The sequence below is a fragment of the Caballeronia sp. LjRoot29 genome (genome assembly GCF_964252755.1).
GTDB lineage: Bacteria > Pseudomonadota > Gammaproteobacteria > Burkholderiales > Burkholderiaceae > Caballeronia.
This window is the reverse complement of the sequence record NZ_CAXUPU020000007.1, coordinates 221,123-244,334: the sequence shown is the minus strand read 5'-3', so window position 1 is coordinate 244,334 and position 23,212 is coordinate 221,123. Positions and strand designations below refer to the sequence as shown.

Here is a 23,212-nt window from a genome sequence, read left to right as displayed (position 1 = left end):
TGAGGGTTTTCGGGAGCGGCGGTTGAAGCGAAGGGCGTTGCGGTTAGGGGGAACCGCTTGGATCCGGCAATGACGCGCCGCGCAGAAAACGGACGCTACGCAGCGTAATTTATTAGTATTGGCCGCAGCTTTTGCTTGACGAAGGATGAGGTCGGCCGTTGTTCATCGAACCGCACGCTCCTCCCCCTCTCTCTTCGCTACAGCCGTAACAGGCTTAAGCGCGCCTAAACCGATCACATCAAGAACACGCTGGCGATGCGGAATCGCCAGCAACAGACCCAGTGCAACGGCGTCGGCAGCGAGGCCCAGCGGGACATCAATCAGGCCGCCCGTGAGCGTGAACAATATCGAGTCCACGCACAGCGAGATCACCGCGCCCGCCACGAAGCACACCAAGCCATCTCGGCCGACCGCACCGACCCACGGCAAACGCTGCGCTATCTGCTTCACTACGCCATGACGTGCCAGGTCGCCCGCAAGCCACGCGACGCCCAGGAAATTGACAATTCTCGCGCCGGCCAGGTTGCGCTTGAAATCGCCATCGAAGGGAACCGGAAGCACAAGCAACTTGTAGTACGCCATTCCTGCAACGATCGCGAGCGCCGCGACGCTCACCATCCAACCAAGCCGGTGCGATCTCACGCGCTGATAGATCGGATGGCAACATGCAATCATGCCGATCACGAACATCAACTGCCACGCGGCCGGATTGAAATCCCACAGCAAGTCATCCGCCGATGGCAAATACTCGGCAATGGGCGCCGCCGCTGCCCACAATGCGATGCTCGCGCCGAGCAATAACCACGGCTTGGTGCGCGCCAACGGCAACACAAGCGGGACGGCCAGCGCGAAAACCGCGTACATGGGCAGGACAGAAGACAAATACGGTTGACGGCGCAAAAGCAGCACGTCGGCGAGCGCGGTGAAAGGCGTGGAGATAAAGGCATTCAGGTCGGACGTTGCCAGATTCGGCGCGCTGCCGAAAAATGGCCGCAACAAGAAACTGGTCACCAACATCAGGACGGCGGTAACCAGAAATGCGCGATAGATTTCGAATGCACGCCGGAAAAACCGCGCCCGCGCGGCGGATTCGGAGCGGCGAGCGGACATTGACACGTAGGCGGTCGCGGTGGCAAATCCACCCAGGAACACGAAAACTTCGGCGGCGTCGTTGAGTGCGAACGAGTGAAGCGTCACGCGGGATACCATACTGCCGCCAATATGATCGACCAGAATCACCAGCAGTACGAGGCCACGAAAGAAGTCCAGTTCGACCAGGCGGTGCGATTTTCCCTGCATGCGAAACCCGAAAGGAACTGCCGGAATCGGGCAGCAAAAGTTGAAGGTGCCGGAACCGGAACTGTTCCGGCTAAATTAAGGGCAGACGGTCTTGGAGTTTACCCGCGTTCGCGGCGTGCATCATTTTTGGGATAAAGGGGCATCTGCGATCTGTCCCGCGAACTTTTTGACTCCCCGCCGCTCTCAATTATTTCATTAAGCTTACATTTTTGCTTGGCGCGTCACGTATCATCGCGAACGGCCGCCATGTGGCGCCCTTCACCGTTTCTTTCCACCTCCTCCAAGACCCTCGGATCTCATGGACTATTTAGTTGCATTGGCAAGCGACCCCGGCGCCTGGGCCGCCCTGGCGACGCTCCTTGTCATGGAAATCGTGCTCGGCATCGACAACCTGATCTTCATCTCCATTCTTACGAACAAACTGCCCGAGGCATACCGTGCGCGCACCCAGCGGCTCGGCATCGGGCTCGCACTGGTCATGCGGCTCGGCCTGCTCGGCACGGTCGCGCTGATCGTGCGCCTGACCGCCCCGATCTTCACCGCGTTCGGACACGACTTTTCGTGGCGCGACCTGATCCTCATTGCGGGCGGTGCGTTCCTCGTTTGGAAGGCGACCACCGAGATCCATCATCACGTCTCGGGTGCCGGCGAAAATGGCGACGGTGTCGCGAAGACCTCCACGCTCACGCCGTGGTCGGCGATCGGCCAGATCCTCGTGCTTGACCTCGTGTTTTCCATCGACAGCATCGTGACTGCAGTGGGCATGACCGAGCACATTCCGATCATGTTCGTTGCGGTGATCGGGGCGGTGTCAGTGATGATGTTCGCAGCAGGTCCGTTGTCGCGTTTCATCGAAAGGAATCCGACTGTCGTCATGCTCGCGCTCGGTTTCCTGCTCGTGATCGGGATGACGCTGGTCGCGGAAGGGTTCGGCTCGCATGTTCCTAAAGGCTACATCTACGCAGCGATGGCGTTCTCGGCGCTGGTCGAGGGTCTGAATATGCTGTCGCGAAGGGCGAAGAAGAAGCGCGCTTTGGAATGATGGCGCGATAAGTCATCGATCAATCAATCACGCCGCGCGGCTTCAAACCGCCCGGCGTTTTTTTGTCAGAACGGCAAGTCGGGCTGACGTGGCGGTTTATCCGCACCGGCCACTTTTTGCGCCTTCAGCCAGCGTTCGATAACCTGCACGACATGGTCCCGCTCGTCATCATCCAGCAGTTTTCCCGCCGCGATGCCATGCCATTTCGCGAGGCAACCCCGACAGCACGTTGCCGTGGCGTGCTGCGCGATAAATACCGGATGGCCGCGAAACGGCGTCTGCTTGCCGTCGTTCGGCGGATGCTCAGGCGCAAGCCGCCGCGCAATCAGTTCACGCGCATGGCTGATCACGTCCGTCATGCCGTGTTCACGCAAATAAGCCTCCTCACGCGCGCCCAAACGGAAACGCATGCGAAATTTCGAATGCGACAGGGCATCGAAAACGGTATCGATATCGCGCATGGCACTCGCTCAGAACGGCTTGCGATACAGCGATGAATCCGTAAAACCTTCCGCGTTCAGCACGTATCCCACCACGATCAACGCAGTCTTTTCGATGCCTTTTTCAAGCACTTTCCCTGCGATATCCGCAAGCGTACCGAGCACTTTCTCTTCGTCGGGCCAGCTTGCGCGGAAGATCACGGCTACAGGACACTCCGCGCCGTAATGCGGAATCAGATCAGCGACGATTCGTTCGATATGACGCACGCCAAGGTGAACTGCCATGGTCGCGCGATGGCGTGCGAGATCGGCGAGCTGCTCGCCTTCGGGCATCGATGTCTTCGTGGCGAAGCGCGTCAGGATCACCGTTTGCGAGATCCCGGGCAACGTGAATTCGCAACCAAGGGACGCCGCCGATGCCGCTGCCGCCGTGACGCCGGGAATGATTTCATAAGGAATCGAAAGCATATTCAAGCGCCGTATCTGCTCACCTATTGCGCCGTATAGCGATGGATCACCGGAATGCACGCGGGCAACGTCTTGCCCTTTGAGGTGAGCCGCTTCGAGCAACGCCACGATTTCGTCGAGATGAAGATCGGCCGTATTCACGACGCTTTCCGCGCCATGTCCGCTCAATACCGCTTCGGGCACAAGCGATCCAGCGTACAGGATGACCGGGCATGTCCGAATGAGGCGCTGGCCTTTCACCGTGATGAGTTCGGGATCTCCGGGTCCGGCGCCAATGAAATAGACCGTCATTTAAGGGGTTTTATCGAAAGTGATTGCGAATGGGACCCTGCTTCGAGTGCGTCTTGAAGCGAGTTTGTATCGAAGAATTCGCGCTGGACCGGTGGCAAGTTTGGCCTTTTCAGCATGACTACGGGCAAACCGCGTTCCCGCGCTACGGCAAGTTTCGCCTCCGTTGCCGCGCCGCCGCTATTCTTGCTGACGAGGACATCGGTTTGCTGCGTGTCGAAGAGCATGCGTTCACTTTCCAACGAGAACGGGCCACGCGCACCGATGATTGTCGCGCGTGCGTTGCCGGGGTGCGAGTCGAGACAGCGAATGGTCCAGTGTTGCGCAGGGGGAATCTCGTCAAGATGCGCAAGCGGTTCGCGGCCCAGCGTCCAGAGCGGATATTTGTAAGGCGCGAGCGTGCGGATGATGTCCGGAAAATCGATTGCCTCGCGCCAATCGTCTTCGGATTGCGGCTGCCACGGTGCGCGGCGAAGCGCCCAGCATTCAATGTTTTTAAGCGCACTCGCCGTGCTCGCGTGATGGCTCATTTGTGCGGCGTAGGGATGCGTCGCATTGACGATCAAGCCGATGGATTCGGTCTCGATGAACGCCGCCAACCCTTCTATCCCGCCAAATCCGCCTACGCGGACGCGACAGGTCAGATCGTCCGGTACACGGCCCAGTCCGGCGAGGCTATAAATATGCGCAGGGCCGAGACGTCGCGCGATTTTCAACGCGTCGCCGGTCCCTCCCAATAGCAGGGTCCGCATCATTGCGCCGCCCCTGCCGGCCGATCGATCCGCATCACGGTTTGACCGCGTGCAGCAGCGTGATCGGAAGCGCCTGGCGCCAGGTATCGAAGGCGCCTAGCGGCTGGGCATGCGCAACGCTGATACGCGTCATCTCGCCGCCGTGAAGCGCGCGCCATGCGACCAGCGTCATCTCGCTCTGGATCGTGACTGCATTGACGATCATCCGGCCGCCTTTCTTCAGATGAGACCAGCACGTATCAAGCATCTCCGGCACGGTCACGCCTCCGCCGATAAAAATCGCGTCGGGCTCAGGAAGTCCGGCCAACGCGTCAGGCGCTTCGCCCTCGACCAGTTGCAGTCCGGGTACGCCGAGCGCGTCGCGATTATGTTCTATGAAGCGTTGACGCTGGCCGTTCGCTTCGATCGCGATGGCACGGCAACCCGGATGCGCGCGCATCCATTCGATACCAATCGACCCGCATCCCGCACCCACGTCCCACAGCAGTTCGCCGGGCTCGGGAGCAAGCCGTGCCAGCGTGATCGCGCGGACATCGCGCTTCGTGAGCTGCCCGTCGTGCTGGTAAGCGTCGTCGGGAAGACCGGGCGTCAGGGGCAAGCGCCGCGCGTGGTTTTCCGCGATGCATTCGATCGCCACCAGATTCAGCGCGGCCACTTCGCTTGCCGTCCACGCACTGGCCACGCTGTCGATACGACGCTCGCGCTCGCCACCCAGGTGCTCGAATACGCTCAGCCGGCTCGCGCCGAAACCGCGCGTGGTCAGCAATTGCGCGACCACGCCGGGACTCGCGGCGTTGCTGCTCAGAACGAAAAGGCGCGCGCCGTGATGAAGCTGCGTTTCGAGGGCCGCGACCGGGCGCCCGACCAGCGAGACTATCGCGACGTCCTGCAGCCCCCAGTGCAAACGCGCGGCGGCAAGCGATAACGAAGACGGCGCGGGCACCACGCAGAATTCATCGGCAGTCAGTTCGCGGGCGAAAGTCGAGCCAACGCCGTACATCATCGGGTCGCCGCTTGCGAGAACGCACACCTGTTTGCGTCCGTGACGATATTCGAGCACGGGCGCGATCGTAAACGGCGCAGGCCATGCGCGACGTTCGCCGCCTATCCGCGCGGGCAACAACGCGAGATGACGCGCGCCGCCGAAAATAGTATCGGCTGCCAGCAGCGCCTGGCGCGCTTGCCGGCTCAGTCCGCGCCAGCCATCCTCCCCGATCCCCAACACGGTCAACCACGGTGACATCTGCCGGTCCTCTGATCTATTTTCCAACTCGTTCACTCACTCATTCACTGCTCGCGCCTCGTCTGCAACGCGGCCGGCACTATGCGGCTAAAGCACGTACGGCCTGACGCCTGCGCGCTTTAGCCGCTGCAAAAACGGGCATAATAGCGCGGTTAGTCGGTGCCCTTACGGGCCTAACAGGGAACACAGCAGAACTGTGGCTGCCCCCGCAATTGTACGCAGCGAGTCCGCGCTCCACTGCCACTGGTTTCGACTGGGAAGGCCGGTACGGATGACGACCTGCAAGCCAAGAGACCTGCCGACCGCAATTCTTCGTGCAAGCCAACATCGGGCGGGGTGTACCGATGCCGCGAACGTGCCATCCCGTGAAAGGGTCCGGCATGCTCGGGCGCCGCGCGAGACCGGACGGGTCACGCTTTGAACGAACCACTCACTACTGTACGCGGATTAGCGCACGCATCATCCCAAGCATCACGGCCATCGGCGTGTCCCGGTCTGATGCGGATCGTGCCTGCACGCGACGGCGGCCTGTGCCGCATTCGTCTCGTAAGGGGCGAGCTGAGCGCAGCGCAGGCGCGTGTCGTGGCGCAAGTGTCGCTCGAATTCGGTTCCGGTTTCATCGATGCAACCAATCGCGCGAATCTCCAGATTCGCGGCGTCACTGAAGAGACAGACGCGCAGGAAGCGCTCGTCTCGCGGCTCGTCAATGCAGGGCTCGGTCCCGACACCCCCGATTCCGACGACCAGCGTAACGTCATGTCCAGTCCGCTGGCGGGCCTCGATTCGCACGCCTTGCTCGATGTCGTCCCACTCGTTTCCACATTGATCGGGCAGATGCAGCGTGACGTGCGTTTGCATCAGCTATCGCCAAAATTTGCGTTGATGGTCGACGGGGGCGAGCGCCTTGCCATGCTCGACCATCCTCACGATGTATGGCTTTCAGCGGTATCGGCGGAACGGTTTGTATTTGGGCTCGCGGGGTGTCCACCCCAATTTGAAAACGATGCGCCTGCGTTGGCTGCGGTGAAAACCGGGCACGTCCCTGAACTCGTTATTGCGCTGCTGCATACCTTCCTCGATCTTGCTCAGCCCTGGCAGACCAGGATGCGTGATCTGCTGACGACATATTCCATCGAAGACATTCTTGGCCGCGCGCAGGAGAAGCTTGGCTTTGCTTTGGATCATGACGTTGAGCATTGGCGACGTCCCGCCTCCGATGCAAAGCTGCGTTTCGGCGTGCATCGTCAAGAGATGGGCGACAGCGTGTGTGTCGGTGCGCAAGTGCCGCTTGGGCGCCTGGATGCCGCAACACTGCTTGCGCTCGCCGATCTTGCGCCACGATTACGCATGACGCCCTGGCAAAGCGTCATGCTGCTCGACGTGCCTTCTGCTAATGCCCAAACGGTCGTTGCACAACTCGCCGCACTCGGTCTCGCGACGAACCCCGACGAACCCTTCGCGCGCCTGATTGCGTGTGCGGGTTCGCCAGGCTGCGCAAAAAGTTTTACCGATACTAAAACCGACGCGCGACTTCTCGCTCGGTCAATGCCGCCCACGGGCGACGTACACCTAAGCGGTTGCGCGCGCTCATGCGCGGCGGCACATCGCGTCGATACCACCTTGCTGGCTGTTGCACCCGGCCGCTACGATCTCTACGGCAACGCACCTGAGCCCCTCGCGCGCCATCTCACCATTGAACAGGCAGCCCGCTGGCTAGCCCGGAGTCACCTTGATGCTTGACTACATTCGCGACGGCCAGGCGATTTATCGCGCGTCGTTTGCGACCATTCGCGCCGAGGCCAACCTCTCGGCCATTCCCGCCGATCTCGAGAAACTTGCCGTGCGCGTGATCCACGCATGCGGCATGACAGACGTCATCGACGACCTCGTGTTCTCTCACGGCGCGGGCACGGCAGGCCGCCTGGCGCTTAGCAAAGGCTCTTCTATTCTCTGCGATGCCCGCATGGTCGCCGAAGGCATCACGCGCGCGAGACTGCCGGCGGATAACCGCGTGATCTGCACGCTCAACGATCCTTCCGTGCCTGAACGCGCTCGCGCACTCGGCAACACGCGCTCCGCTGCCGCGCTCGAGCTGTGGCAACCAGATCTTGAAGGCAGTGTGGTCGTGATCGGTAATGCGCCCACTGCACTCTTTCATCTGCTCGACATGCTCGACGCGGGCGCACCCAGACCCGCGCTGATCCTGGGCTTCCCCGTGGGGTTTATCGGCGCGGCAGAATCGAAAGCGCTGCTTGCCGCCGATAGCCGCGGCGTGCCATTCGTCGCATTGCGCGGCCGGCGTGGCGGCAGCGCGATGGCGGCCGCTGCCGTGAACGCGCTGGCAACGGAGACCGAATAGATGAGCGGACGCCTCTATGGACTCGGTGTCGGCCCCGGTGACCCCGAGCTGATCACAGTAAAGGCACTGCGCTTGCTGACCTCGGCTGCGGTGGTCGCTTACTTCGTGGCGAAGGGCAAGAGAGGCAACGCGTTCGGCATTATCGAAGCGCATTTGAAAGAGACGCAAACCCGCATGCCGCTGGTTTATCCCGTCACAACAGAAGCGCTTGAACCGCCGCTCTGCTATGAAACGATCATCGGCGACTTCTACGATGAATCCGCCCTGCGCATCGCGGATCATCTAGAAGCCGGCCGCGATGTAGCCGTGATCTGCGAAGGCGATCCGTTCTTCTACGGCTCGTACATGTATCTGCATGACCGGCTGTCCGAACGATTCGAAGCGCATGTCGTGCCCGGCGTGTGTTCCATGCTCGGCGGGGTTGCCGTGCTTGGCGTGCCGCTTGTGTATCGGAACCAAAGCTTGTCGGTGTTATCGGGCGTGCTGCCGGAAGCCGATCTCAGGCAACGTCTCGCCACCGCCGATGCCGCCGTGATCATGAAACTGGGCCGCAACTTCGATAAGGTACGACGCGTGCTGACCGAACTCGGACTCGATAAACGCGCGCTTTACGTCGAACGCGCGACCATGGCGAACCAGCGCATCGTGCCGCTGGAAGAAGTCGATCCCATGGCGTCGCCCTACTTCTCGCTGCTCGTCGTGCCGGGGGAAAAATGGCAGGCGTGAGCGAGTTGATCGATCAGGTTCCCGTAGCAATCGTGGTGCTGGGCACGGGCGCGGTTGATACCGCTCGCAGCATCCAGGCGCGGTATCCGGGTTCGCTCATTCATGGACTCGCAAGCCGCGTGCAGGGCGATGTTACGTTTACCGAACTGGGCTTGCACCTGCGCGAACTCTATGCGCGCAACACGCCGATTGTCGCCTTGTGCGCGGCGGGCATCGTGATCCGATGCCTGGCATCTGCGCTCGCCGACAAGACTCATGAACCGCCCGTGCTGGCCGTGGCCGAAGACGGCAGCGCGGTCGTGCCCTTGCTTGGTGGGTTGGGTGGAGTGAACGTGATGGCGCGGGAAATAGCGGCGGCGCTGGACGTCGCGCCGGCAATCACAACGAGCGGTGAACTACGTTTCGGCACTTGCTTGCTGAACCCGCCGGCGGGATACGTGTTAGCCGATATCGAACACGGGAAACGTTTTGTGTCCGATCTTCTGGCAGGCGCCACGACGCGTATTGAAGGTCACGCGCCGTGGCTCGACGCAGCAGACTTGCCACGCGCTGCCGACGCGGGCCTCGCGATCCGCATCACGCCGCATACGAGCGAAGTTGTGGGCGAGTTGATGATTCATCCGCGTTGCGCGGTGGTGTGCGTGACGGCGTTGTCGTCAGAGGGCTCCATCGTCGAACGCGTGCGCGGGATCTTGCGTGAACAACGCATTGCACCGATAGCGCTGGCGGCGGTCCTCGCGCCCTTGAACATGATGACGTCGGTATCGCTTGTCGAAGCCGCACATACATTAGATATGCCGCTGCGCTTCGGAACGCTTCCAGCAGGTTTTGTCGTGCTTGAGTCTCTTGATGACGGCATCACAATTGCTCTCGCGCCACAGCCGCTCGATCCCTCGACACTCGGACAAGCACGCGGCACGCTGACCGTGATTGGTCTCGGCCCCGGCAGCGCAGATCTAATGGTGCCCGCTGCAAGACATGCGTTAATTCGAGCAGACGATGTCCTCGGTTACGAGACCTATGTGCGCATGGCCGGTCCGTTCGCGTCGCATCAGGTCCTGCATTGCACCGACAACCGCGAAGAGATGCAGCGCGCGCGTCATGCGTTCGAACTGGCGAGTGCAGGACGTAACGTGGTGGTGGTCTCGTCGGGAGATCCCGGGGTCTTTGCAATGGCCGCGGCCGTGCTCGAAGCGCTCGATCAGGCCCGCGACAACGCGCCGTGGAACGCGGTGGAGTTGGCGGTCGTCCCGGGAGTTTCAGCAGCCCTTGCGACGGCTGCCAAGGCCGGTGCGCCCCTCGGCCACGACTTCTGCATGCTGTCGCTATCGGACAATCTCAAGCCGTGGGCCGTGATAGAAACGCGCTTGCGGTACGCGGCTCAGGCCGATCTCGTGATGGCGTTTTATAACCCCGTCTCTCGCGCGCGGCCGTGGCAACTCGATCGCGCGCTCGATATCGTGCGGGAGCATCGGAGCGGGGCAACCGTGATCGTGCTGGGTAGAAATATCGGCAGGCCGGGCGAAACACTGACCACCACGACGCTGGAAAAACTGCATTCCAGTCAAGTCGATATGCGTACGATGGTGATTGTCGGTTCGTCCACCACGCGCAGTTTTCCGCGAGCCGATGGTCATGGCGACTGGGTATACACGCCGCGCTGGTACGAATGAACTAGGACGAAGTCATGGAAGCGGCCGTACGATACTCCGCGCGCCATGACTCGGCTAGCGTCGCGCAACGCCCTAAGCGCACCGCTTGATTTTCAAAATCGACGATGACAATCTGATCCGCCGCATCGGGACGCGAAGGTGTTTCCGGACTGCGGCCGTCGGTCAGCAGCCACAAGAAACGCCGCTGTGAAGGGCGATGACGTGCTGCCCTAAGCAGCACATTAGCGCCTGTATGTACGCCCAGCGCAAGCGGCGTTCCCCCGCCTCCACCAATAGGCGCGAGCCAACGTTCGTTCCACCAATGCGCCGCTCCAGGTTCACGACGCACTTGCGCCTTCCCACCGCCGAAGCAGACCAGCGCCACCTCTGCGCGCTCGCGGTACGCCCGGTCGAATAGCGCCACGACCAGTCCTTTAGCAAGCGCAAGCCGCTTGCCGCTTAGCATCGACCCGGAGCAATCGAGCACGAAGCAATGCAACGCGCTGCTGTCGCCCTGCTCGCGATGAAATCTCAGGTGAGTTCTGTCCAGAGGTTGATTGCGTTTCGCCAGCAGCGTCTGCAACCAGTCGATGCGCGTGCTCACTTCGCCCGCACGTGATCGCGTTGTACCTTGCGCTGAAGGTTCTAGCCATCGAAGGCGGCCGGGTTCGGCCTCTGCATCCTGCCTTCGATGGCTCAGGATTTTTTTGCGGCAAGCGGCCTGACGTTCTTGACTGCCTTGATGTCTACGGGCTCGGGAGGCATGAAGCCGAAGTTCGCTTCATCAGTGTCTTTCTGTTGCGTACGGGCTTCAGGAGAACGTTGATTGCTGCCTTGATCGCTGGGTGCGCTGCCTTCTTTGCGTCGATGCAGCAACACCGATTCCGCCACGCGTTCAACGTGCTCGACGTTCACCGCTGTTGCCTCTTCGAACGCCGCCAGCGCTCGCGCTGCGCGCAGCATGGTGAGATCGGCACGCAAGCCGTCCACATGCGCATCGATACATAACTCGCTAACGCGCGCGTGAACTGCGTCGTCGAATTCGAGGGTCGAAAGCATTGCTCTGGCTTGGCGAAGCTTTAGCGCCAAGGCTTCTTGTTGCCCCGTGAACCGCAAGCGAAAAGCGTCAGGATTCGTATCGAATGCGAGACGCGCCTTGACGATTTCACGACGTGTTCCCGCATCAAAACAGTTTTGCAGGGGGACCGCCAAACCGAACCGATCCAGTAGTTGCGGCCTGAGTTCGCCCTCCTCCGGATTCATTGTCCCGATCAGCACGAACCGAGCATCATGCCGATGCGAAATGCCATCTCGCTCAATGACGTTGACGCCACTGGCCGCTACATCGAGCAACTGATCCACGAGTTGGTTGGGCAGCAGATTGACTTCATCGACGTACAACACGCCCTGATGCGCTTTCGCGAGCAAACCCGGCGAAAAGCGCACGCCGCCGTCGCGCAACACAGCTTCGATATCCAGCGAACCAATCAACTGTTCTTCACTTGCCCCCAGCGGTAGGGTCACGAACTGGCCCTCGGGCAGCAGTTCAGCGAGCGCGCGCGCGGTCGTCGATTTCGCTGTGCCACGCGGACCGCTCACTAACACGCCGCCCAGCGCAGGATCGATGGCCGCCAATAAAAGTGCTTGCTGCAAGGGTTTTTGTGCGACCAGTGCGGCAAACGGAAAGATGGATTCGCTCACGTTCGTTGCCCTTCGAGTTGCTGTTCGGCATCCAGCAGATGACGTTCGACCTGCTCCTGATATGCGCCTGGACTTTGCCACAAGCCACGCTGCATCGCTTCTGTTAAACGCTCGCAGATCGAATGCAGCGCGTGGGGATTGTGCTGCTGCATGAACTCACGCGTGTCGGCGTCATTGACATAGGCGTCCGCAACCAGCGCATATTGATGATCCGATACGACTCGCGCGGTGGCGTCGTAACCGAACAAATAATCTACCGTGGCCGCAAGTTCGGATGCGCCCTTGTAACCATGCCGCTTCACGCCGTCGATCCATTTTGGATTGACCACGCGTGAACGGATCACGCGCGAGATTTCTTCCTGCAAGGTTCGGATGCGCGGCGCGGCGGGATTGCTGTGGTCAGGGTTATACGCTTGCGGCTGGGCGCCCGAAAGATGCCGCACGGCCGCTACCATGCCGCCCTGAAACTGGTGATAGTCGTTCGAATCCAGCAAGTCGTGTTCGCGGTTGTCCTGGTTCTGCACCACCACGTCAATCGTCGACAAGCGCGCGCCGAAGGTGTCGCGAGCCTCCACGCCATCGCCTCTTTGCGAATACGCATATCCGCCCGAGCTTTGAAAACCGCGTGCGAGATCGGCGTCATTTTGCCATTGCTTCGCGTCGATCATCTCCTGCAAACCTGAACCGTACGCGCCCGGCTTCGTGCTGAACACGCGCCATCCCGCACGCAAGCGCGCTTCCTTTTCGTCGAGTCCGCGCGCCATGTGTTCGTCGCGTTCACGCATGATGCGCGCACGGATCGGGTTGAGGTCTTCGGCTTCGTCGTCGAGTTCGGCCACGGCTTGCACGGCGGCATCGAAGAGATGCATCAGGTTCGCGAATGCATCGCGGAAGAATCCCGATACCCGCAGCGTCACGTCGATGCGCGGACGGTTGAAAATGGTGATGGGCAAGACTTCGAAATCGGTCACGCGATTGCTGCCTGCCGCCCACTTGGGCCTAACGCCGATCAACGCCATGGCTTGGGCGATATCGTCACCGCCGGTGCGCATGGTGGCCGTGCCCCATACCGATAAACCAATCGCGCGCGGATAATCGCCGTGCTCCTGAAGGTGGCGTTCGATCAGCAGGTTGGCCGACTTCAGGCCGAGCGTCCACGCTGCGCGCGTCGGTACGGCGCGGGTATCGACCGAATAAAAATTGCGGCCGGTAGGCAAGACGTCCGGCCTTCCACGCGATGGCGATCCGCTTGGGCCCGGTGGTACAAAACGTCCATCGAGACCGCGTTGAAGCTGCTTTAGCTCCTGAGGGCCGCAAGCGTCGAGCCGTGCGAGCAAGTCGCCATTCAACCGCGTCAATACTTGCGATGTGTACGGCCCCGCTGTATTGGATGGCCGGTCAAGCAATGACGTCGCAAGCAACTCGAGACGCTCGCGCGTGTCGCCGTGATGACGCCACGGCGAGTCGATCACGTTTTCAAGTTCAGCAGGACGGAGACCTGTCCACGGCGCGCTCCAGTCGGCATCCAGCGGATCGAATGTCTCGCCCAGATTCAAATCTCGCGCCAGCGCGGTCAGCACGCTTGCGTTCGCGCCCTGTGCATCGCCAGTTGGATAACGGCCGAGAGCAAGCAGGGTATCGCGACGTTGCACGCCTTGCGGTGAGGCGCCGAACACGTGCAGGCCATCGCGAATCTGAGCTTCCTTCAGCTCGCATAAATACGCGTCGGCTCGGGTCAGTAGCGTATCTTCGGCATCGGCGTCGCGGGGTTTATCGAGTCCGAGTTCTTCATGCAGACTGTGCTCGACGATGCTTGCCAAAATCGTTTTGCGAAGGAGTTTTGCGCGGCGTGGATCGACCATCAATGCTTCGTAGTACTCGTCGACCTGACGTTCGAGATCCTGCAACGGGCCATAGTTTTCAGCGCGCGTGAGCGGCGGCATCAAGTGGTCGATGATGACCGCCTGCGCCCGCCGCTTCGCCTGACTGCCCTCGCCCGGGTCATTCACAATGAACGGATACAGGTGCGGCATGGCGCCAAGCGTCAAATCAGGCCAGCATGAAGCGCTCAACGCAACGCTCTTGCCCGGCAGCCATTCAAGGTTGCCGTGCTTGCCCACGTGAACGATCGCGTCCACGTTGAATCGCAGCCGCAGCCAGAAGTAAAACGCGAGATAAGCATGCGGCGGCACGAGCTCCGCGTCGTGATAACTGGCGTAGTCGCCACGTTCACGAGAACGCGCCGGCTGAATACCGATGAACACATGCCCGCAGCGCCAGCCCGCGATCATGAAGCGGCCGCGACGGATGGTGGGATCACTTTCGGGCGGACCCCAGCGCGCATTCAACTCCTGCTGGACGTTGTCCGGCAGCTTCTCGAAAGCATCGAGGTAATCATCAAGCGACAGGCTTTGCAACGCGGGACGCAAATCGCGAACCACCGGATCATTCGTCACGCCTGAGGTGAGCGCCTGCATTAGCGCGTCGCCATCGGCGGGAATTTGATCCACTCGATACCCTTCTTTCGCAAGCATCGAAAGAATGTTGACGACGGACGCCGGTGTATCGAGACCCACGCCATTGCCGATGCGGCCTTCACTCAGTGGATAGTTCGCAAGCACGAGCGCAATGCGTTTGCCGGCGTTATCGAGCTGCCGCAAGCGACACCAGCGTTGGCTCAACTCGGCCACGAAACGCACGCGTTCAAGGTCGGGCTGATATCGCACGACATCGACTTGAGTGATCTTGCATCGATACGCAAGTCCCTTGAAGCTGATCGCGCGCGTGATGATGCGGCCATCGACTTCCGGCAGTGCGACATGCATGGCGACATCGCGCGAATTCAGTCCGTGGTTGTCCTTCAACCAGTCTTCGCGATTTCCCCCGCTAAGAATGACTTGCAGTACCGGCGCATCGCCCGCGAGTTCGAACGGCACAGGGTCGTCTATGACGCCGGCAGCAAATGAGGTTGTGTTCAGCACCAGTGACACAGCGTGATCCGCGCAAAGCTGTTGCACGACCTCGCGACTCAACGGGTCTTTAAGCGACGCCATGGCGATCGGCAGCGGGTTGAGGCCTTGCGCCTCCAGGGCATCGATCAACGCATTGAAAACATCGGTATTGCCGGACTGCAAATGCGCCCGATAGAACAGCACCGCAACAACGGGCGCGCCTTGAACCCACTGCTCCTTCCAGTCGTCCACGATCGCGATCTGCCGCGCCGGATGATAGATCGCCACCGCTGGCAACGGGGTCGGTTCGTTCGCTTCACGCCCATATCCCAGCCCCCGGAACGCGATGCAACGCAGGAACGCTTCGGCATTCTTCGCGCCACCCTCACGCAGATAACGCCAAAGCTGATCGCACAACGCAGGCTCGGCTGTACTCTTCGCCACGAGATTCGCATCTTCCTGCAGGTCGCCTGAAAACATCACGAGCATCTGGCCATTGCGGCGCGCAAGCGTGGTGATGCTCTCGATCCCGTAGGGCCAATACGCTTCGCCGCCAAGATGATCGATAACGATCACGCGTGCATGTTTGAGCACGTCATCGACGTAAAAATCCACCGATGCCGGCTGGCGCAAGAACGCCTGGTTCGCCAGCCGGATCGCCGGGAAGTCCGCTTCCAGATTCGGCACGACACTGGCTAAAAGCGAGAGCGTGGTATCGGCGGAACTCAATATGACGACAGGTGCCGGCGTCTGGTCGATACGCATGACGCCGGCAGCGTCGTCGACAAAACCACCGGGCGTCGTGCGTAGCAGATGCATGGATCAGGCCTGCACGGGTGCGTTGGCGAGGGCGGCAGTCAGCGCTTGTTGCAGGCGCGGCTGGTCGAGATCCTCGCCAATCAACACGAAGCGGCTGATGCCTTCGAGAGCCTCCTTGCCGGTCCAACGGCGATCGAAGTAGGTGTCAAACCGCTGACCCACGCCCTGCACGACCAGCCGCATGGGCGTGCCCGGCAAAGCCGCGAAACCCTTCACGCGATAAATCGTGTTGGCATCCACCAGCGAGCGCAATGCCGCAATCACGGCCTCGCGCGACTCGACCCGTGCTTCGACCACGACTGAATCGAAGTCATCGTGGTGATGATCGACATGGCCTTCGTCGTCGGCAGAACCATGATGGTCGACACGCAGATGAATCGTCGTTTCCGACGCCGCCTCAAGCCCGAGCAGCGCATGCAGATCAAGCTGCCCCATCTGCGCCGGTACGATCTTGACGCCGGCCGGAATCTCGCCGCGAATCAGCGTTTCCACCGCGCGCTGCTGCGTTTCATCGATCAAATCAGTCTTGTTGAGGATCACCAGATCCGCTGAAGCGAGTTGATCTTCGAACAACTCATGCAGCGGCGATTCGTGATCGAGATTCGGATCGGCGCGGCGTTGTGCATCCACTGCCTGGGGGTTAGCCGCGAACTGGCCGCTTGCCGCAGCGGGTCCATCGACCACCGTCACGACGGCATCCACGGTGAACGCATTCTTGATGGAGGGCCAGTTGAACGCCTGCACGAGCGGCTTGGGCAACGCAAGTCCGGAGGTCTCGATCAGCACGTGATCGATCTGATCGCGCCGCTCGACAAGCTGCTCCATCACGGGATAGAACTCTTCCTGCACCGTGCAGCAAAGACAGCCATTCGATAACTCATACAGATTCGGCTGGTCCGTGACGCTTTCATCCACGCAACCGATGTTGCAGCCCTTCAGGATTTCACCATCGATGCCCAGTTCGCCGAACTCGTTCACGATCACCGCAATCCGCAGCCCTTTCGCGTGTTGCAGGATGTGCCGCATCAGCGTGGTCTTGCCGCTGCCGAGGAAACCCGTGACCACCGTGACCGGGATTTTGCGCGTTTGCATCCGTTGCTCCGTTTTATCGATTGGCTGCTTGCTGCCGGATTGCGCGGCCCTTTTGCGACTCACGCGAGCATTGAAATGCGCGTGCGAATACGGCGATGCGGGACGGATATCCGGAAACAGCATGGTGAAAAGTGCCGAGCGTATGCCGCATCCCCGCGACATCGTCCGCTTCAGTGTGACTCGTTCCGGCCGGTATCCGGGCTGGCGAAAGTGCCGCTTCACCTTCCCGCGTGGCATGGCCATGCAGTGGTTCTTGAAGCCGGCTTTATCGCGCTACATGACGTAAAACAGGGGTGAATCCACGTCGCGCGATTTTCGCTTACCGTTGCGGGGGCAGCGCAGGTTGGCATGGCCAGAGTTCCGGCAACGCTCCCTGCTTCCCGTTTAACTGCGCGCAGCAGAGACCGCGCGCGAGCACCAGAAAACTATCGCGAAGTCTAGGCTGATGGCTGATTAGCGTCAAGGTTCAGGCGGGGTACGCGTGGGGTATGCGCGGGGATCGCGTGGCGGTTAAAGGCCTGAAAGCCCAGCGCAACCCACACCCGCTGTGCTATCTTTGGCCCGCGTCTGGTGCTCACGCGCGCTTTTCCCGCGCGCGTATTTTCAAGGTTCAACGCTTAAGACTTACGCTTGAGACCTCACGCGCAGTGTCGACAAAACCTGTGCTGTCCCCGCAACGGTAAGCGACCCGCGCGCGCATCGAATGACACTCGTTCGACCCGCGCGCCCATTTCCTCCATAGCCACTGCTCCGCGGAGCGGGAAGGCGAGCGGAATGAGGTTGCTCAGCCCGGATACCGGCCAGTCGCCAAGTGGCGCGCTCTAAAAGCGCGCCGGACGCCACATCCGCGAGGGACGGATGAAGGACGCAATGCTTTTATCGACTGACATGAATCCAATTTTTCCGCGTCTGGCACCGCCCTCGCGCCGACCTTTACCTTTACGCGGGCCATCATGAGCGCATGGGTCATCGGCATAGGCTGCCGTCGCGGCGTCAGCGTCGAACAGATTCATGCTGCCGTATTCGCGGCGCTGGGAACGCGGCCACTGGCGGGCGCTCGCGCGCTGGCATCGATTGATAGCAAGAAAGACGAAACCGCGCTGCTCGAATTCGCCGCTCGCCACGGTTTGCCGCTGCATTTTTTCTCGAAGCAACGCATCGCGCAGGTTGAAACCGGCGCGTCGGAACGCGTTCAGGCGCTGCTTGGCATCGACGGTGTGTGCGAGCCGTGCGCGTTGCTCGCGTCGCGCAATGGCCGCATTGTCGCGCCGAAGACGGTGACCGATGGCGTGACTGTCGCTATCGCTGAAGACAATCTGAATCAACAGACTGACAACGAGACAACATCATGAAAACGGACGAAGAATCGCATCTGCGCATGACCCAGCGGCGCAAGGAAGGTCACGAGAAAAAGCAGGCCGCCGCATCGATAGAAAAGGGTCTGCTGATCGTCAATACGGGCACGGGCAAGGGCAAGACCACCGCGGCGTTCGGCATGGCCGTCCGTGTGCTCGGGCATGGCATGCGGCTCGGCGTGGTGCAGTTCATCAAAGGTGCATTGCACACCTCCGAACGCGATTTCCTGGGCGCAATCGCGCACTGCGACTTCATCACCATGGGCGACGGCTACACGTGGGACACGCAGAATCGCGATGCCGATATTGCTACGGCTCGCAAAGGCTGGGACGCTGCGCGCACGATGATCGAAAGCGGCGAGTATCAAATGGTCGTGCTCGATGAACTGTGCACGGTGCTCAAATACGAGTACCTGCCCCTTGATGAAGTGCTCGCGGTGCTCACTGCGCGGCCCGAGATGCTGCATGTGGTCGTGACCGGCCGCCATGCGCCGGATGCGCTGATCGAAGCAGCAGATCTTGTGACGGAGATGCGCGCGATCAAGCATCCGTATCGCGAGCAAGGCGTCAAGGCACAACGCGGCGTCGAGTTCTGACGTGCGCGCCTGCCCCGCTTTATTCATCAGCGCGCCCGCGTCGAACCAGGGCAAGACCACCGTCACCGCGGGACTCGCTCGCTATTACGCGCGGCATGGCCTGCGAGTGCGGGTCTTCAAGACCGGTCCCGACTTCCTCGATCCGATGATCCTGGAGCGCGCGTCCGGCGCGCCGGTGTATTCGCTGCATTTGTGGATGGTGGGTGAAAGCGGCTGCCGCGCGCTGCTCGCAAAAGCCGCGCAGGAAGCCGATTTGATCCTGATCGAAGGCGTGATGGGCCTCTTCGACGGCACGCCCAGCAGCGCCGATCTCGCCACCACGTTCGGCGTGCCGGTGCTCGCTGTGATCGGCGCGCACGGCATGGCGCAGACCTTCGGAGCAATGGCGTTTGGACTCGCGCGCTATCGCGCTGACCTGCCGTTTCACGGCGTGCTTGCCAATCGCGTGGCGTCGGCACGGCATGCGCAAATGCTGAGCGAATCCATTCCCGAAGGCATTCGATATTGCGGGCATCTGTCGAGCACCGACGACATTGCGCTCCCCGGTCGGCACCTCGGTCTCACGCAAGCAGCAGAGGTGGCGGACATCGATGCACGGCTGGATCGCGCAGCGGATGCCATCGGCGAGACGACGTTGCGCGAGTTGCCGCCCGCGGTAATGTTCGCCCACGAAGCCCTTGAGCAGCCTCCGCGGTTGCTCGACGGCATGCACATCGCCATCGCCCGCGACGGCGCGTTTTCGTTTATCTACCCGGCCAACCTCGATCTGCTGACGTCGATGGGCGCAACGCTTGCGCCCTTCTCACCCCTCGCCGATGAACCCGTTCCCGCGCATGCCGATGCGCTTTATCTGCCGGGTGGATATCCGGAATTGCACGCCGTTCAACTCGCCGCGAACGCAGTCAGCGCCGCCTCAATTCGTGCGCATAGTGGCGCAGGTAAAGCGGTGGTCGCGGAATGCGGCGGCATGCTGTATCTGCTCGATTCGCTGACGGACATAGAGGGCTCGCAGCATACGATGCTCGGTCTCCTGCCCGGCCACGCGAAGATGCAAAAGCGCCTGGCCCGGCTCGCGATGCAACGTGTTGAAAGCCGCCACGGCACTCACACCGGCCACACCTTCCACTACTCGTCGATGACCACTTCCATGCTGCCAGCGCTCACCGCGACGCATGCCACCACGGGCGTGGAAGGCGAAGCGATTTACCGTCACGGCCCGATCACCGCAACCTACATGCACACTTACTGGCCGACGAATCCGGCGGCAGCCGCCGCCCTCTTTCGCGGCGAAATGCTATGACAATTACGCCGATGGAAATGCCTACCGAAATAAAAGTACCGCTTGAACTCGCGTTCACTATTGAGCGCGCCAGACGGCTTGAACCCGTGGGCTCACCCTGCACGGACGTATGCCGGCTCGACAAAACCACCGGTCATTGCGAAGGCTGCTTCAGAAGCCGTGAAGAAATCAAGGCATGGAAGACCATGGCCGATACCGACAAGCTCGCGCTGTTCGATACCCTCCTTGCACGCAAGACAGCGCGATAAAAAAGGGGCGGCCCGCAAGCCGCCCCTCATTGAGTCTCCGCTCGCGAAAAGCTCAAGCCGAAGCAATCCGCCGTGCCGGCACCTTCTCCAACTCGCGATGTGCAAGCGCACCGAAGAGCAAGCCGAGCGTGGTCCAGATCACCGCTTGAATACCAATCGCGGCCACGCGGAATTTCCACAGCAGCGTGGCCGAGAACAGCCTCGGCACTTCATCAATCGGCGGCAACGCAAGGTACGCCAGCGCCATCAGCACGATATACACAGCAATCGAAACCAGTACCGCGTTCCAGTTGCCATGACGCGTTTGCAAACGGCGCTGCAGCCGAACAGCAAACACCGCCACGATCAGCGAGATCGCGACCATGCCGAAAAACAACGCGGTCCGTGCGCCGATGGTGTCAGGATTGCCTACGGATGGCGGATTAGGCGGGTACTTGAGGAACGGCACAATCGCAACCGTCACGAAGCCGAACAAACCGAGCAATGCCGACGTGCCGCGTGCGCGCAAAACGCCCATCCGAGCATACGAGAAGGCGAACACGAGCGAGAACAGGCCGCCCAGTGCTGTCCCGAACACGCAAACACCGGTCAGCAAACCTAGTCCCGCTTGCGTGCCGCGACTGACAAGTTCGACGTCGTCGGCGGGATCGTGCTGATGCCCCGCCGCCGCTTCCGCTTGCTCGTGCAGCTTTTCCTGCTGCGACTCAAAAGCAATCGCCCGGTCAACTGCAGGTTCACCAAAGGTCTTGGCCACGCAAAAGCCGAGCAGGCCCGCGACTAGTCCCGCGATCATGCCGCGTATCAAAAGGTTTCGGATCATGTCGGTCTCAGTGGCAGGGAAAGCCGAGCAGATGGCGACCGTCGTGGACGAACTCGTGGATGTACATGCCCTGGAAGATCGACGTCGCGCCCTGTTCGGCGCCGACAAAATAAATCGCGAGCAGCGCAAGCAAGCCAATAAAGATAGCCCAGGGCAACACTTCGCGCACCGGAATGGGCACGGGTGCATCAAATGCGGGATTGATGCCGGAGAAACTGGCGGATGTGGCAGGGTGGTTCATGAACGACTCCAAGGGAATACGCGTCCCGTAAGACAAAAGAAAGGCTGCAGCGGGGGTCTGACTTGCAGATAGGAATATCTGCTCACAGTGGCGCGACCGTGCCGGGTTTTCACCGGCTTCCTCGCGCTGCAAGCTTGCCATTCTAAAATGAGTTGGTGGAATGTAAAGCAATCCGTTAATCGAGAGCCATGAAAACTGAACTTATCTTGCTGTGTCACGCAACTACGCGCGCGATGAAAACCGGCTCGTTTCCGAAAATAGGCGACGCTATTGATGAATCAGAGTTACCCCGTCTCCCGGAACTTGCTTCGGCGTTTCGTCCGGATCGTGTTGTCACAAGCCCGGCAGACGCGGCCATGCAAACGGGTCACACGTTCAACATTACAGCGAGTGTCGACACCTCATGGCGCGATCTTGATTACGGTCGATGGCAAGGCCGCTCGATCCGCGAGATCCATGATGAAGATGCGGAGGGTTTGGGCGCATGGCTTTCCGAACCGGGAAGCATGGCGCATGGAGGCGAGAGTCTGGAAGCCCTTCAAACAAGGGTTCGCAGCGCACTGAAGAACAATCGGGAGGCCGGAGTCACACTGGTCGTGACGCATGCCATCGTAGTGAAGACCGTGCTGGCGACAGTCCTGGACGCACCGCTGACTGCAGTCTATTGCATGGACCTGGAGCCGCTTTCGGCCGTCACACTGACCCGCTCAGGCGACGCATGGCGTCTTCGTTGCAAATCTTTCGTGTGATAAAACCACCGTCGTCTTCGCTGGCGTGCGTCAGTCTGCGGCGCGTGCCATCCGCTGCAGCGTCGAAGAGTCGATCGCGCCTGCGCAGATCCTGACCGCTTCTTTCAGCGTGCGGGGGCGGCCCGCCGCGAAATGCGCTTCAAGAATAGCGATGGCGCGAAGCCGTTCACCATTGCCGAGCTTCTCGCCGGTCGCTAATTCGAGCACCGATATAAAGTAGGTCGCCGGTGGCGTCGAGCGCGAAGACCCCGTTGGCGTGGCGACCGGAATGGCATCTGTCCACGCCTGTTTTGCAATGGTCGCTACATCGGATTGGGCGCGCCAATCCGCGCTTCTCAATTCACTCAGTTCAAACTCGTTTCGACTGGTCATCAATCAAGCCCTGAAATATTCCTCGGATCACTGCGGGGAGAAACAGCAAGGATTATTCCAGGTTGAATGAGTACGCTAAAGACGAACCGGGACGCACCGCTCAGTGCACCCCATCCCACCGCCGTGAGAACACGATCAGCAGCGGCATCAGGATCGCCCAGCCGATAGCCAGCAAGATCATCGCGGGCAGCGGATGCACGAAGCGAACCGCGCCGAGCGCTGCGCCGGCGCGAAACGACATCGGTCCGGCAATGGCGCCGAGCACCGAAGCAAGCAGTGCGCGTTGTTTGAGCCATCCGAACGTTGTGTTGAATTGAGCGGCAAACAGCGCCCACAATGAAAGGATCCAGTAAGGTGCAGCGCCGGGCAATATCATGCCGTTGGGGTACGCCAGCAGTCCGCCGAGAACCGGCAGGCTCTCCCAGATTGCGCCCATCGCTACTACACTGACCAGTAGCTTGAACTCTGTCAGCGGCCGCTCGACCCGCGCCAGATGGATGGCGACGAGCATGACGGCTGTGGCAACGCCCATCCATGGGACGTCGTGTGCAGCGCTCAGTACACACGCAAACCAGCCGAGTTGCCCGACCACGAAATAGATGGACGGTGCCCAGCGCTCCGCCCTCGACGGGCGCCGTGTGCCAAAGGATGAGATTTGCATGCCGTTTCTTGTTTCCAGACCAGGTGCGTAAGGTGTGA

At 60.8% G+C, this 23,212-nt stretch carries 23 protein-coding genes and 4 riboswitches; of the genes, 10 read left to right on the top strand and 13 right to left on the bottom strand.

Annotated features, from left to right (window positions below; all coding sequences use genetic code 11):
• Nucleotides 1-162: 162 nt before the first annotated feature.
• On the bottom strand, nt 163-1,299 hold the full coding sequence (locus tag ACSQ83_RS11545) for an OpgC domain-containing protein (RefSeq protein ID WP_414968659.1): 1,137 nt from the start codon (nt 1,297-1,299) through the stop codon (nt 163-165).
• A 298-nt stretch (nt 1,300-1,597) separates the two neighbouring features.
• Between ACSQ83_RS11545 and ACSQ83_RS11540 the strand changes: the two genes are divergently transcribed.
• Nucleotides 1,598-2,341 (top strand): TerC family protein, encoded by a 744-nt coding sequence (locus ACSQ83_RS11540; protein WP_414968660.1) that lies wholly within the window; start codon nt 1,598-1,600, stop codon nt 2,339-2,341.
• Between the two features lie 65 nt (nt 2,342-2,406).
• Here the strand turns inward: ACSQ83_RS11540 and ACSQ83_RS11535 are convergent, their stop codons facing one another.
• From ACSQ83_RS11535 to cbiE, 4 genes are read right to left on the bottom strand one after another with little or no spacing between them, the layout of a single operon-like run.
• Nucleotides 2,407-2,802: a DUF4186 domain-containing protein gene (locus tag ACSQ83_RS11535; RefSeq protein WP_414952673.1), complete on the bottom strand. Its 396-nt coding sequence runs from the start codon at nt 2,800-2,802 to the stop codon at nt 2,407-2,409.
• 9 nt (nt 2,803-2,811) lie between these two features.
• On the bottom strand, nt 2,812-3,540 hold the full coding sequence (cobM, locus tag ACSQ83_RS11530; protein WP_436228210.1) for a precorrin-4 C(11)-methyltransferase: 729 nt from the start codon (nt 3,538-3,540) through the stop codon (nt 2,812-2,814).
• On the bottom strand, nt 3,537-4,292 hold the full coding sequence (locus ACSQ83_RS11525; RefSeq protein WP_436228209.1) for a cobalt-precorrin-6A reductase: 756 nt from the start codon (nt 4,290-4,292) through the stop codon (nt 3,537-3,539). Before ACSQ83_RS11525 ends, cobM begins: the two co-directional genes overlap by 4 nt.
• 31 nt (nt 4,293-4,323) lie before the next feature.
• Nucleotides 4,324-5,532 carry a precorrin-6y C5,15-methyltransferase (decarboxylating) subunit CbiE gene (cbiE, locus tag ACSQ83_RS11520; protein WP_436228208.1) on the bottom strand — a complete coding sequence of 403 codons (1,209 nt, stop codon included), beginning with the start codon at nt 5,530-5,532 and terminating at the stop codon, nt 4,324-4,326.
• A gap of 140 nt (nt 5,533-5,672) precedes the next feature.
• Nucleotides 5,673-5,849: riboswitch (cobalamin riboswitch) on the top strand.
• 181 nt (nt 5,850-6,030) lie between these two features.
• Between cbiE and cobG the strand changes: the two genes are divergently transcribed.
• From cobG to cobJ, 4 genes are read left to right on the top strand one after another with little or no spacing between them, the layout of a single operon-like run.
• Complete coding sequence (gene cobG / locus ACSQ83_RS11515; protein ID WP_436228207.1) at nt 6,031-7,272, top strand: precorrin-3B synthase; 1,242 nt, start codon at nt 6,031-6,033, stop codon at nt 7,270-7,272.
• Nucleotides 7,265-7,891 carry a precorrin-8X methylmutase gene (locus tag ACSQ83_RS11510; RefSeq protein ID WP_436228206.1) on the top strand — a complete coding sequence of 209 codons (627 nt, stop codon included), beginning with the start codon at nt 7,265-7,267 and terminating at the stop codon, nt 7,889-7,891. Before cobG ends, ACSQ83_RS11510 begins: the two co-directional genes overlap by 8 nt.
• Nucleotides 7,892-8,617 carry a precorrin-2 C(20)-methyltransferase gene (locus ACSQ83_RS11505; protein WP_436228205.1) on the top strand — a complete coding sequence of 242 codons (726 nt, stop codon included), beginning with the start codon at nt 7,892-7,894 and terminating at the stop codon, nt 8,615-8,617.
• Nucleotides 8,605-10,290: a precorrin-3B C(17)-methyltransferase gene (cobJ, locus tag ACSQ83_RS11500; protein ID WP_436228204.1), complete on the top strand. Its 1,686-nt coding sequence runs from the start codon at nt 8,605-8,607 to the stop codon at nt 10,288-10,290. Before ACSQ83_RS11505 ends, cobJ begins: the two co-directional genes overlap by 13 nt.
• Before the next feature lies 1 nt (nt 10,291).
• Here the strand turns inward: cobJ and ACSQ83_RS11495 are convergent, their stop codons facing one another.
• The 4 genes from ACSQ83_RS11495 to cobW form a co-directional block, all read right to left on the bottom strand.
• Nucleotides 10,292-10,873, bottom strand: a complete 582-nt coding sequence (locus ACSQ83_RS11495) for a vWA domain-containing protein (protein ID WP_436228203.1) — start codon at nt 10,871-10,873, stop codon at nt 10,292-10,294.
• Nucleotides 10,874-10,965: 92 nt separating this feature from the next.
• Nucleotides 10,966-11,970, bottom strand: a complete 1,005-nt coding sequence (locus tag ACSQ83_RS11490; protein ID WP_436228202.1) for an ATP-binding protein — start codon at nt 11,968-11,970, stop codon at nt 10,966-10,968.
• Nucleotides 11,967-15,740 (bottom strand): cobaltochelatase subunit CobN, encoded by a 3,774-nt coding sequence (gene cobN, locus ACSQ83_RS11485; RefSeq protein WP_436228201.1) that lies wholly within the window; start codon nt 15,738-15,740, stop codon nt 11,967-11,969. Before cobN ends, ACSQ83_RS11490 begins: the two co-directional genes overlap by 4 nt.
• A 3-nt stretch (nt 15,741-15,743) precedes the next feature.
• Entirely contained in the window at nt 15,744-16,832 is a 1,089-nt protein-coding gene (cobW, locus tag ACSQ83_RS11480) for a cobalamin biosynthesis protein CobW (RefSeq protein WP_436228200.1), read from the bottom strand.
• A 170-nt stretch (nt 16,833-17,002) separates the two neighbouring features.
• Nucleotides 17,003-17,269, bottom strand: a riboswitch (cobalamin riboswitch).
• Nucleotides 17,270-17,383: 114 nt separating this feature from the next.
• A riboswitch (cobalamin riboswitch) is annotated at nt 17,384-17,651 on the top strand.
• A gap of 134 nt (nt 17,652-17,785) precedes the next feature.
• On the opposite strand from cobW, the gene ACSQ83_RS11475 reads away from it, so the two are divergent.
• Genes ACSQ83_RS11475 through ACSQ83_RS11460 form a run of 4 tightly spaced genes read left to right on the top strand, consistent with a single transcriptional unit; the run spans nt 17,786 to nt 20,331 of the window.
• A complete protein-coding gene (locus tag ACSQ83_RS11475) occupies nt 17,786-18,184 on the top strand; it encodes a cobalamin biosynthesis protein (RefSeq protein WP_414952685.1) in 399 nt (132 codons plus the stop codon).
• Entirely contained in the window at nt 18,181-18,783 is a 603-nt protein-coding gene (cobO, locus tag ACSQ83_RS11470) for a cob(I)yrinic acid a,c-diamide adenosyltransferase (protein WP_414952686.1), read from the top strand. The genes ACSQ83_RS11475 and cobO overlap by 4 nt, the downstream gene beginning before the upstream one ends.
• A 1-nt stretch (nt 18,784) precedes the next feature.
• Nucleotides 18,785-20,083 carry a cobyrinate a,c-diamide synthase gene (locus ACSQ83_RS11465; RefSeq protein WP_436228199.1) on the top strand — a complete coding sequence of 433 codons (1,299 nt, stop codon included), beginning with the start codon at nt 18,785-18,787 and terminating at the stop codon, nt 20,081-20,083.
• Nucleotides 20,080-20,331 (top strand): DUF1289 domain-containing protein, encoded by a 252-nt coding sequence (locus ACSQ83_RS11460; RefSeq protein WP_436228198.1) that lies wholly within the window; start codon nt 20,080-20,082, stop codon nt 20,329-20,331. Before ACSQ83_RS11465 ends, ACSQ83_RS11460 begins: the two co-directional genes overlap by 4 nt.
• A 52-nt stretch (nt 20,332-20,383) precedes the next feature.
• On the opposite strand, the gene ACSQ83_RS11455 is transcribed toward ACSQ83_RS11460, so the two are convergent.
• Both ACSQ83_RS11455 and ACSQ83_RS11450 read right to left on the bottom strand, forming a co-directional pair.
• A complete protein-coding gene (locus tag ACSQ83_RS11455) occupies nt 20,384-21,151 on the bottom strand; it encodes a CbtA family protein (RefSeq protein WP_436228197.1) in 768 nt (255 codons plus the stop codon).
• 7 nt (nt 21,152-21,158) lie between these two features.
• The gene (locus tag ACSQ83_RS11450) at nt 21,159-21,392 is read right to left on the bottom strand and encodes a CbtB domain-containing protein (RefSeq protein WP_436228196.1); all 234 of its coding nucleotides are present in this window, start codon (nt 21,390-21,392) and stop codon (nt 21,159-21,161) included.
• A riboswitch (adenosylcobalamin (AdoCbl) riboswitch) is annotated at nt 21,393-21,541 on the bottom strand.
• Nucleotides 21,542-21,580: 39 nt separating this feature from the next.
• On the opposite strand from ACSQ83_RS11450, the gene ACSQ83_RS11445 reads away from it, so the two are divergent.
• Complete coding sequence (locus ACSQ83_RS11445) at nt 21,581-22,141, top strand: histidine phosphatase family protein (RefSeq protein ID WP_436228195.1); 561 nt, start codon at nt 21,581-21,583, stop codon at nt 22,139-22,141.
• A gap of 30 nt (nt 22,142-22,171) precedes the next feature.
• On the opposite strand, the gene ACSQ83_RS11440 is transcribed toward ACSQ83_RS11445, so the two are convergent.
• Together ACSQ83_RS11440 and ACSQ83_RS11435 are read right to left on the bottom strand one after the other, a co-directional pair.
• Nucleotides 22,172-22,513, bottom strand: a complete 342-nt coding sequence (locus ACSQ83_RS11440; RefSeq protein ID WP_436228194.1) for a hypothetical protein — start codon at nt 22,511-22,513, stop codon at nt 22,172-22,174.
• A 100-nt stretch (nt 22,514-22,613) separates the two neighbouring features.
• A complete protein-coding gene (locus ACSQ83_RS11435; protein ID WP_436228193.1) occupies nt 22,614-23,174 on the bottom strand; it encodes a DUF2878 domain-containing protein in 561 nt (186 codons plus the stop codon).
• Nucleotides 23,175-23,212 lie beyond the last annotated feature (38 nt).

Bases quoted from the DNA above. Each gene is read 5' to 3' on its own strand.
- ACSQ83_RS11545 (WP_414968659.1), bottom strand. From the start codon at position 1,299: ATGCAGGGAAAATCGCACCGCCTGGTCGAACTGGACTTCTTTCGTGGC.
- ACSQ83_RS11540 (WP_414968660.1), top strand. From the start codon at position 1,598: ATGGACTATTTAGTTGCATTGGCAAGCGACCCCGGCGCCTGGGCCGCC.
- ACSQ83_RS11535 (WP_414952673.1), bottom strand. From the start codon at position 2,802: ATGCGCGATATCGATACCGTTTTCGATGCCCTGTCGCATTCGAAATTT.
- cobM (WP_436228210.1), bottom strand. From the start codon at position 3,540: ATGACGGTCTATTTCATTGGCGCCGGACCCGGAGATCCCGAACTCATC.
- ACSQ83_RS11525 (WP_436228209.1), bottom strand. From the start codon at position 4,292: ATGATGCGGACCCTGCTATTGGGAGGGACCGGCGACGCGTTGAAAATC.
- cbiE (WP_436228208.1), bottom strand. From the start codon at position 5,532: ATGTCACCGTGGTTGACCGTGTTGGGGATCGGGGAGGATGGCTGGCGC.
- cobG (WP_436228207.1), top strand. From the start codon at position 6,031: ATGCGGATCGTGCCTGCACGCGACGGCGGCCTGTGCCGCATTCGTCTC.
- ACSQ83_RS11510 (WP_436228206.1), top strand. From the start codon at position 7,265: ATGCTTGACTACATTCGCGACGGCCAGGCGATTTATCGCGCGTCGTTT.
- ACSQ83_RS11505 (WP_436228205.1), top strand. From the start codon at position 7,892: ATGAGCGGACGCCTCTATGGACTCGGTGTCGGCCCCGGTGACCCCGAG.
- cobJ (WP_436228204.1), top strand. From the start codon at position 8,605: ATGGCAGGCGTGAGCGAGTTGATCGATCAGGTTCCCGTAGCAATCGTG.
- cobN (WP_436228201.1), bottom strand. From the start codon at position 15,740: ATGCATCTGCTACGCACGACGCCCGGTGGTTTTGTCGACGACGCTGCC.
- cobW (WP_436228200.1), bottom strand. From the start codon at position 16,832: ATGCAAACGCGCAAAATCCCGGTCACGGTGGTCACGGGTTTCCTCGGC.
- ACSQ83_RS11475 (WP_414952685.1), top strand. From the start codon at position 17,786: ATGAGCGCATGGGTCATCGGCATAGGCTGCCGTCGCGGCGTCAGCGTC.
- cobO (WP_414952686.1), top strand. From the start codon at position 18,181: ATGAAAACGGACGAAGAATCGCATCTGCGCATGACCCAGCGGCGCAAG.
- ACSQ83_RS11460 (WP_436228198.1), top strand. From the start codon at position 20,080: ATGACAATTACGCCGATGGAAATGCCTACCGAAATAAAAGTACCGCTT.
- ACSQ83_RS11455 (WP_436228197.1), bottom strand. From the start codon at position 21,151: ATGATCCGAAACCTTTTGATACGCGGCATGATCGCGGGACTAGTCGCG.
- ACSQ83_RS11450 (WP_436228196.1), bottom strand. From the start codon at position 21,392: ATGAACCACCCTGCCACATCCGCCAGTTTCTCCGGCATCAATCCCGCA.
- ACSQ83_RS11445 (WP_436228195.1), top strand. From the start codon at position 21,581: ATGAAAACTGAACTTATCTTGCTGTGTCACGCAACTACGCGCGCGATG.
- ACSQ83_RS11440 (WP_436228194.1), bottom strand. From the start codon at position 22,513: ATGACCAGTCGAAACGAGTTTGAACTGAGTGAATTGAGAAGCGCGGAT.
- ACSQ83_RS11435 (WP_436228193.1), bottom strand. From the start codon at position 23,174: ATGCAAATCTCATCCTTTGGCACACGGCGCCCGTCGAGGGCGGAGCGC.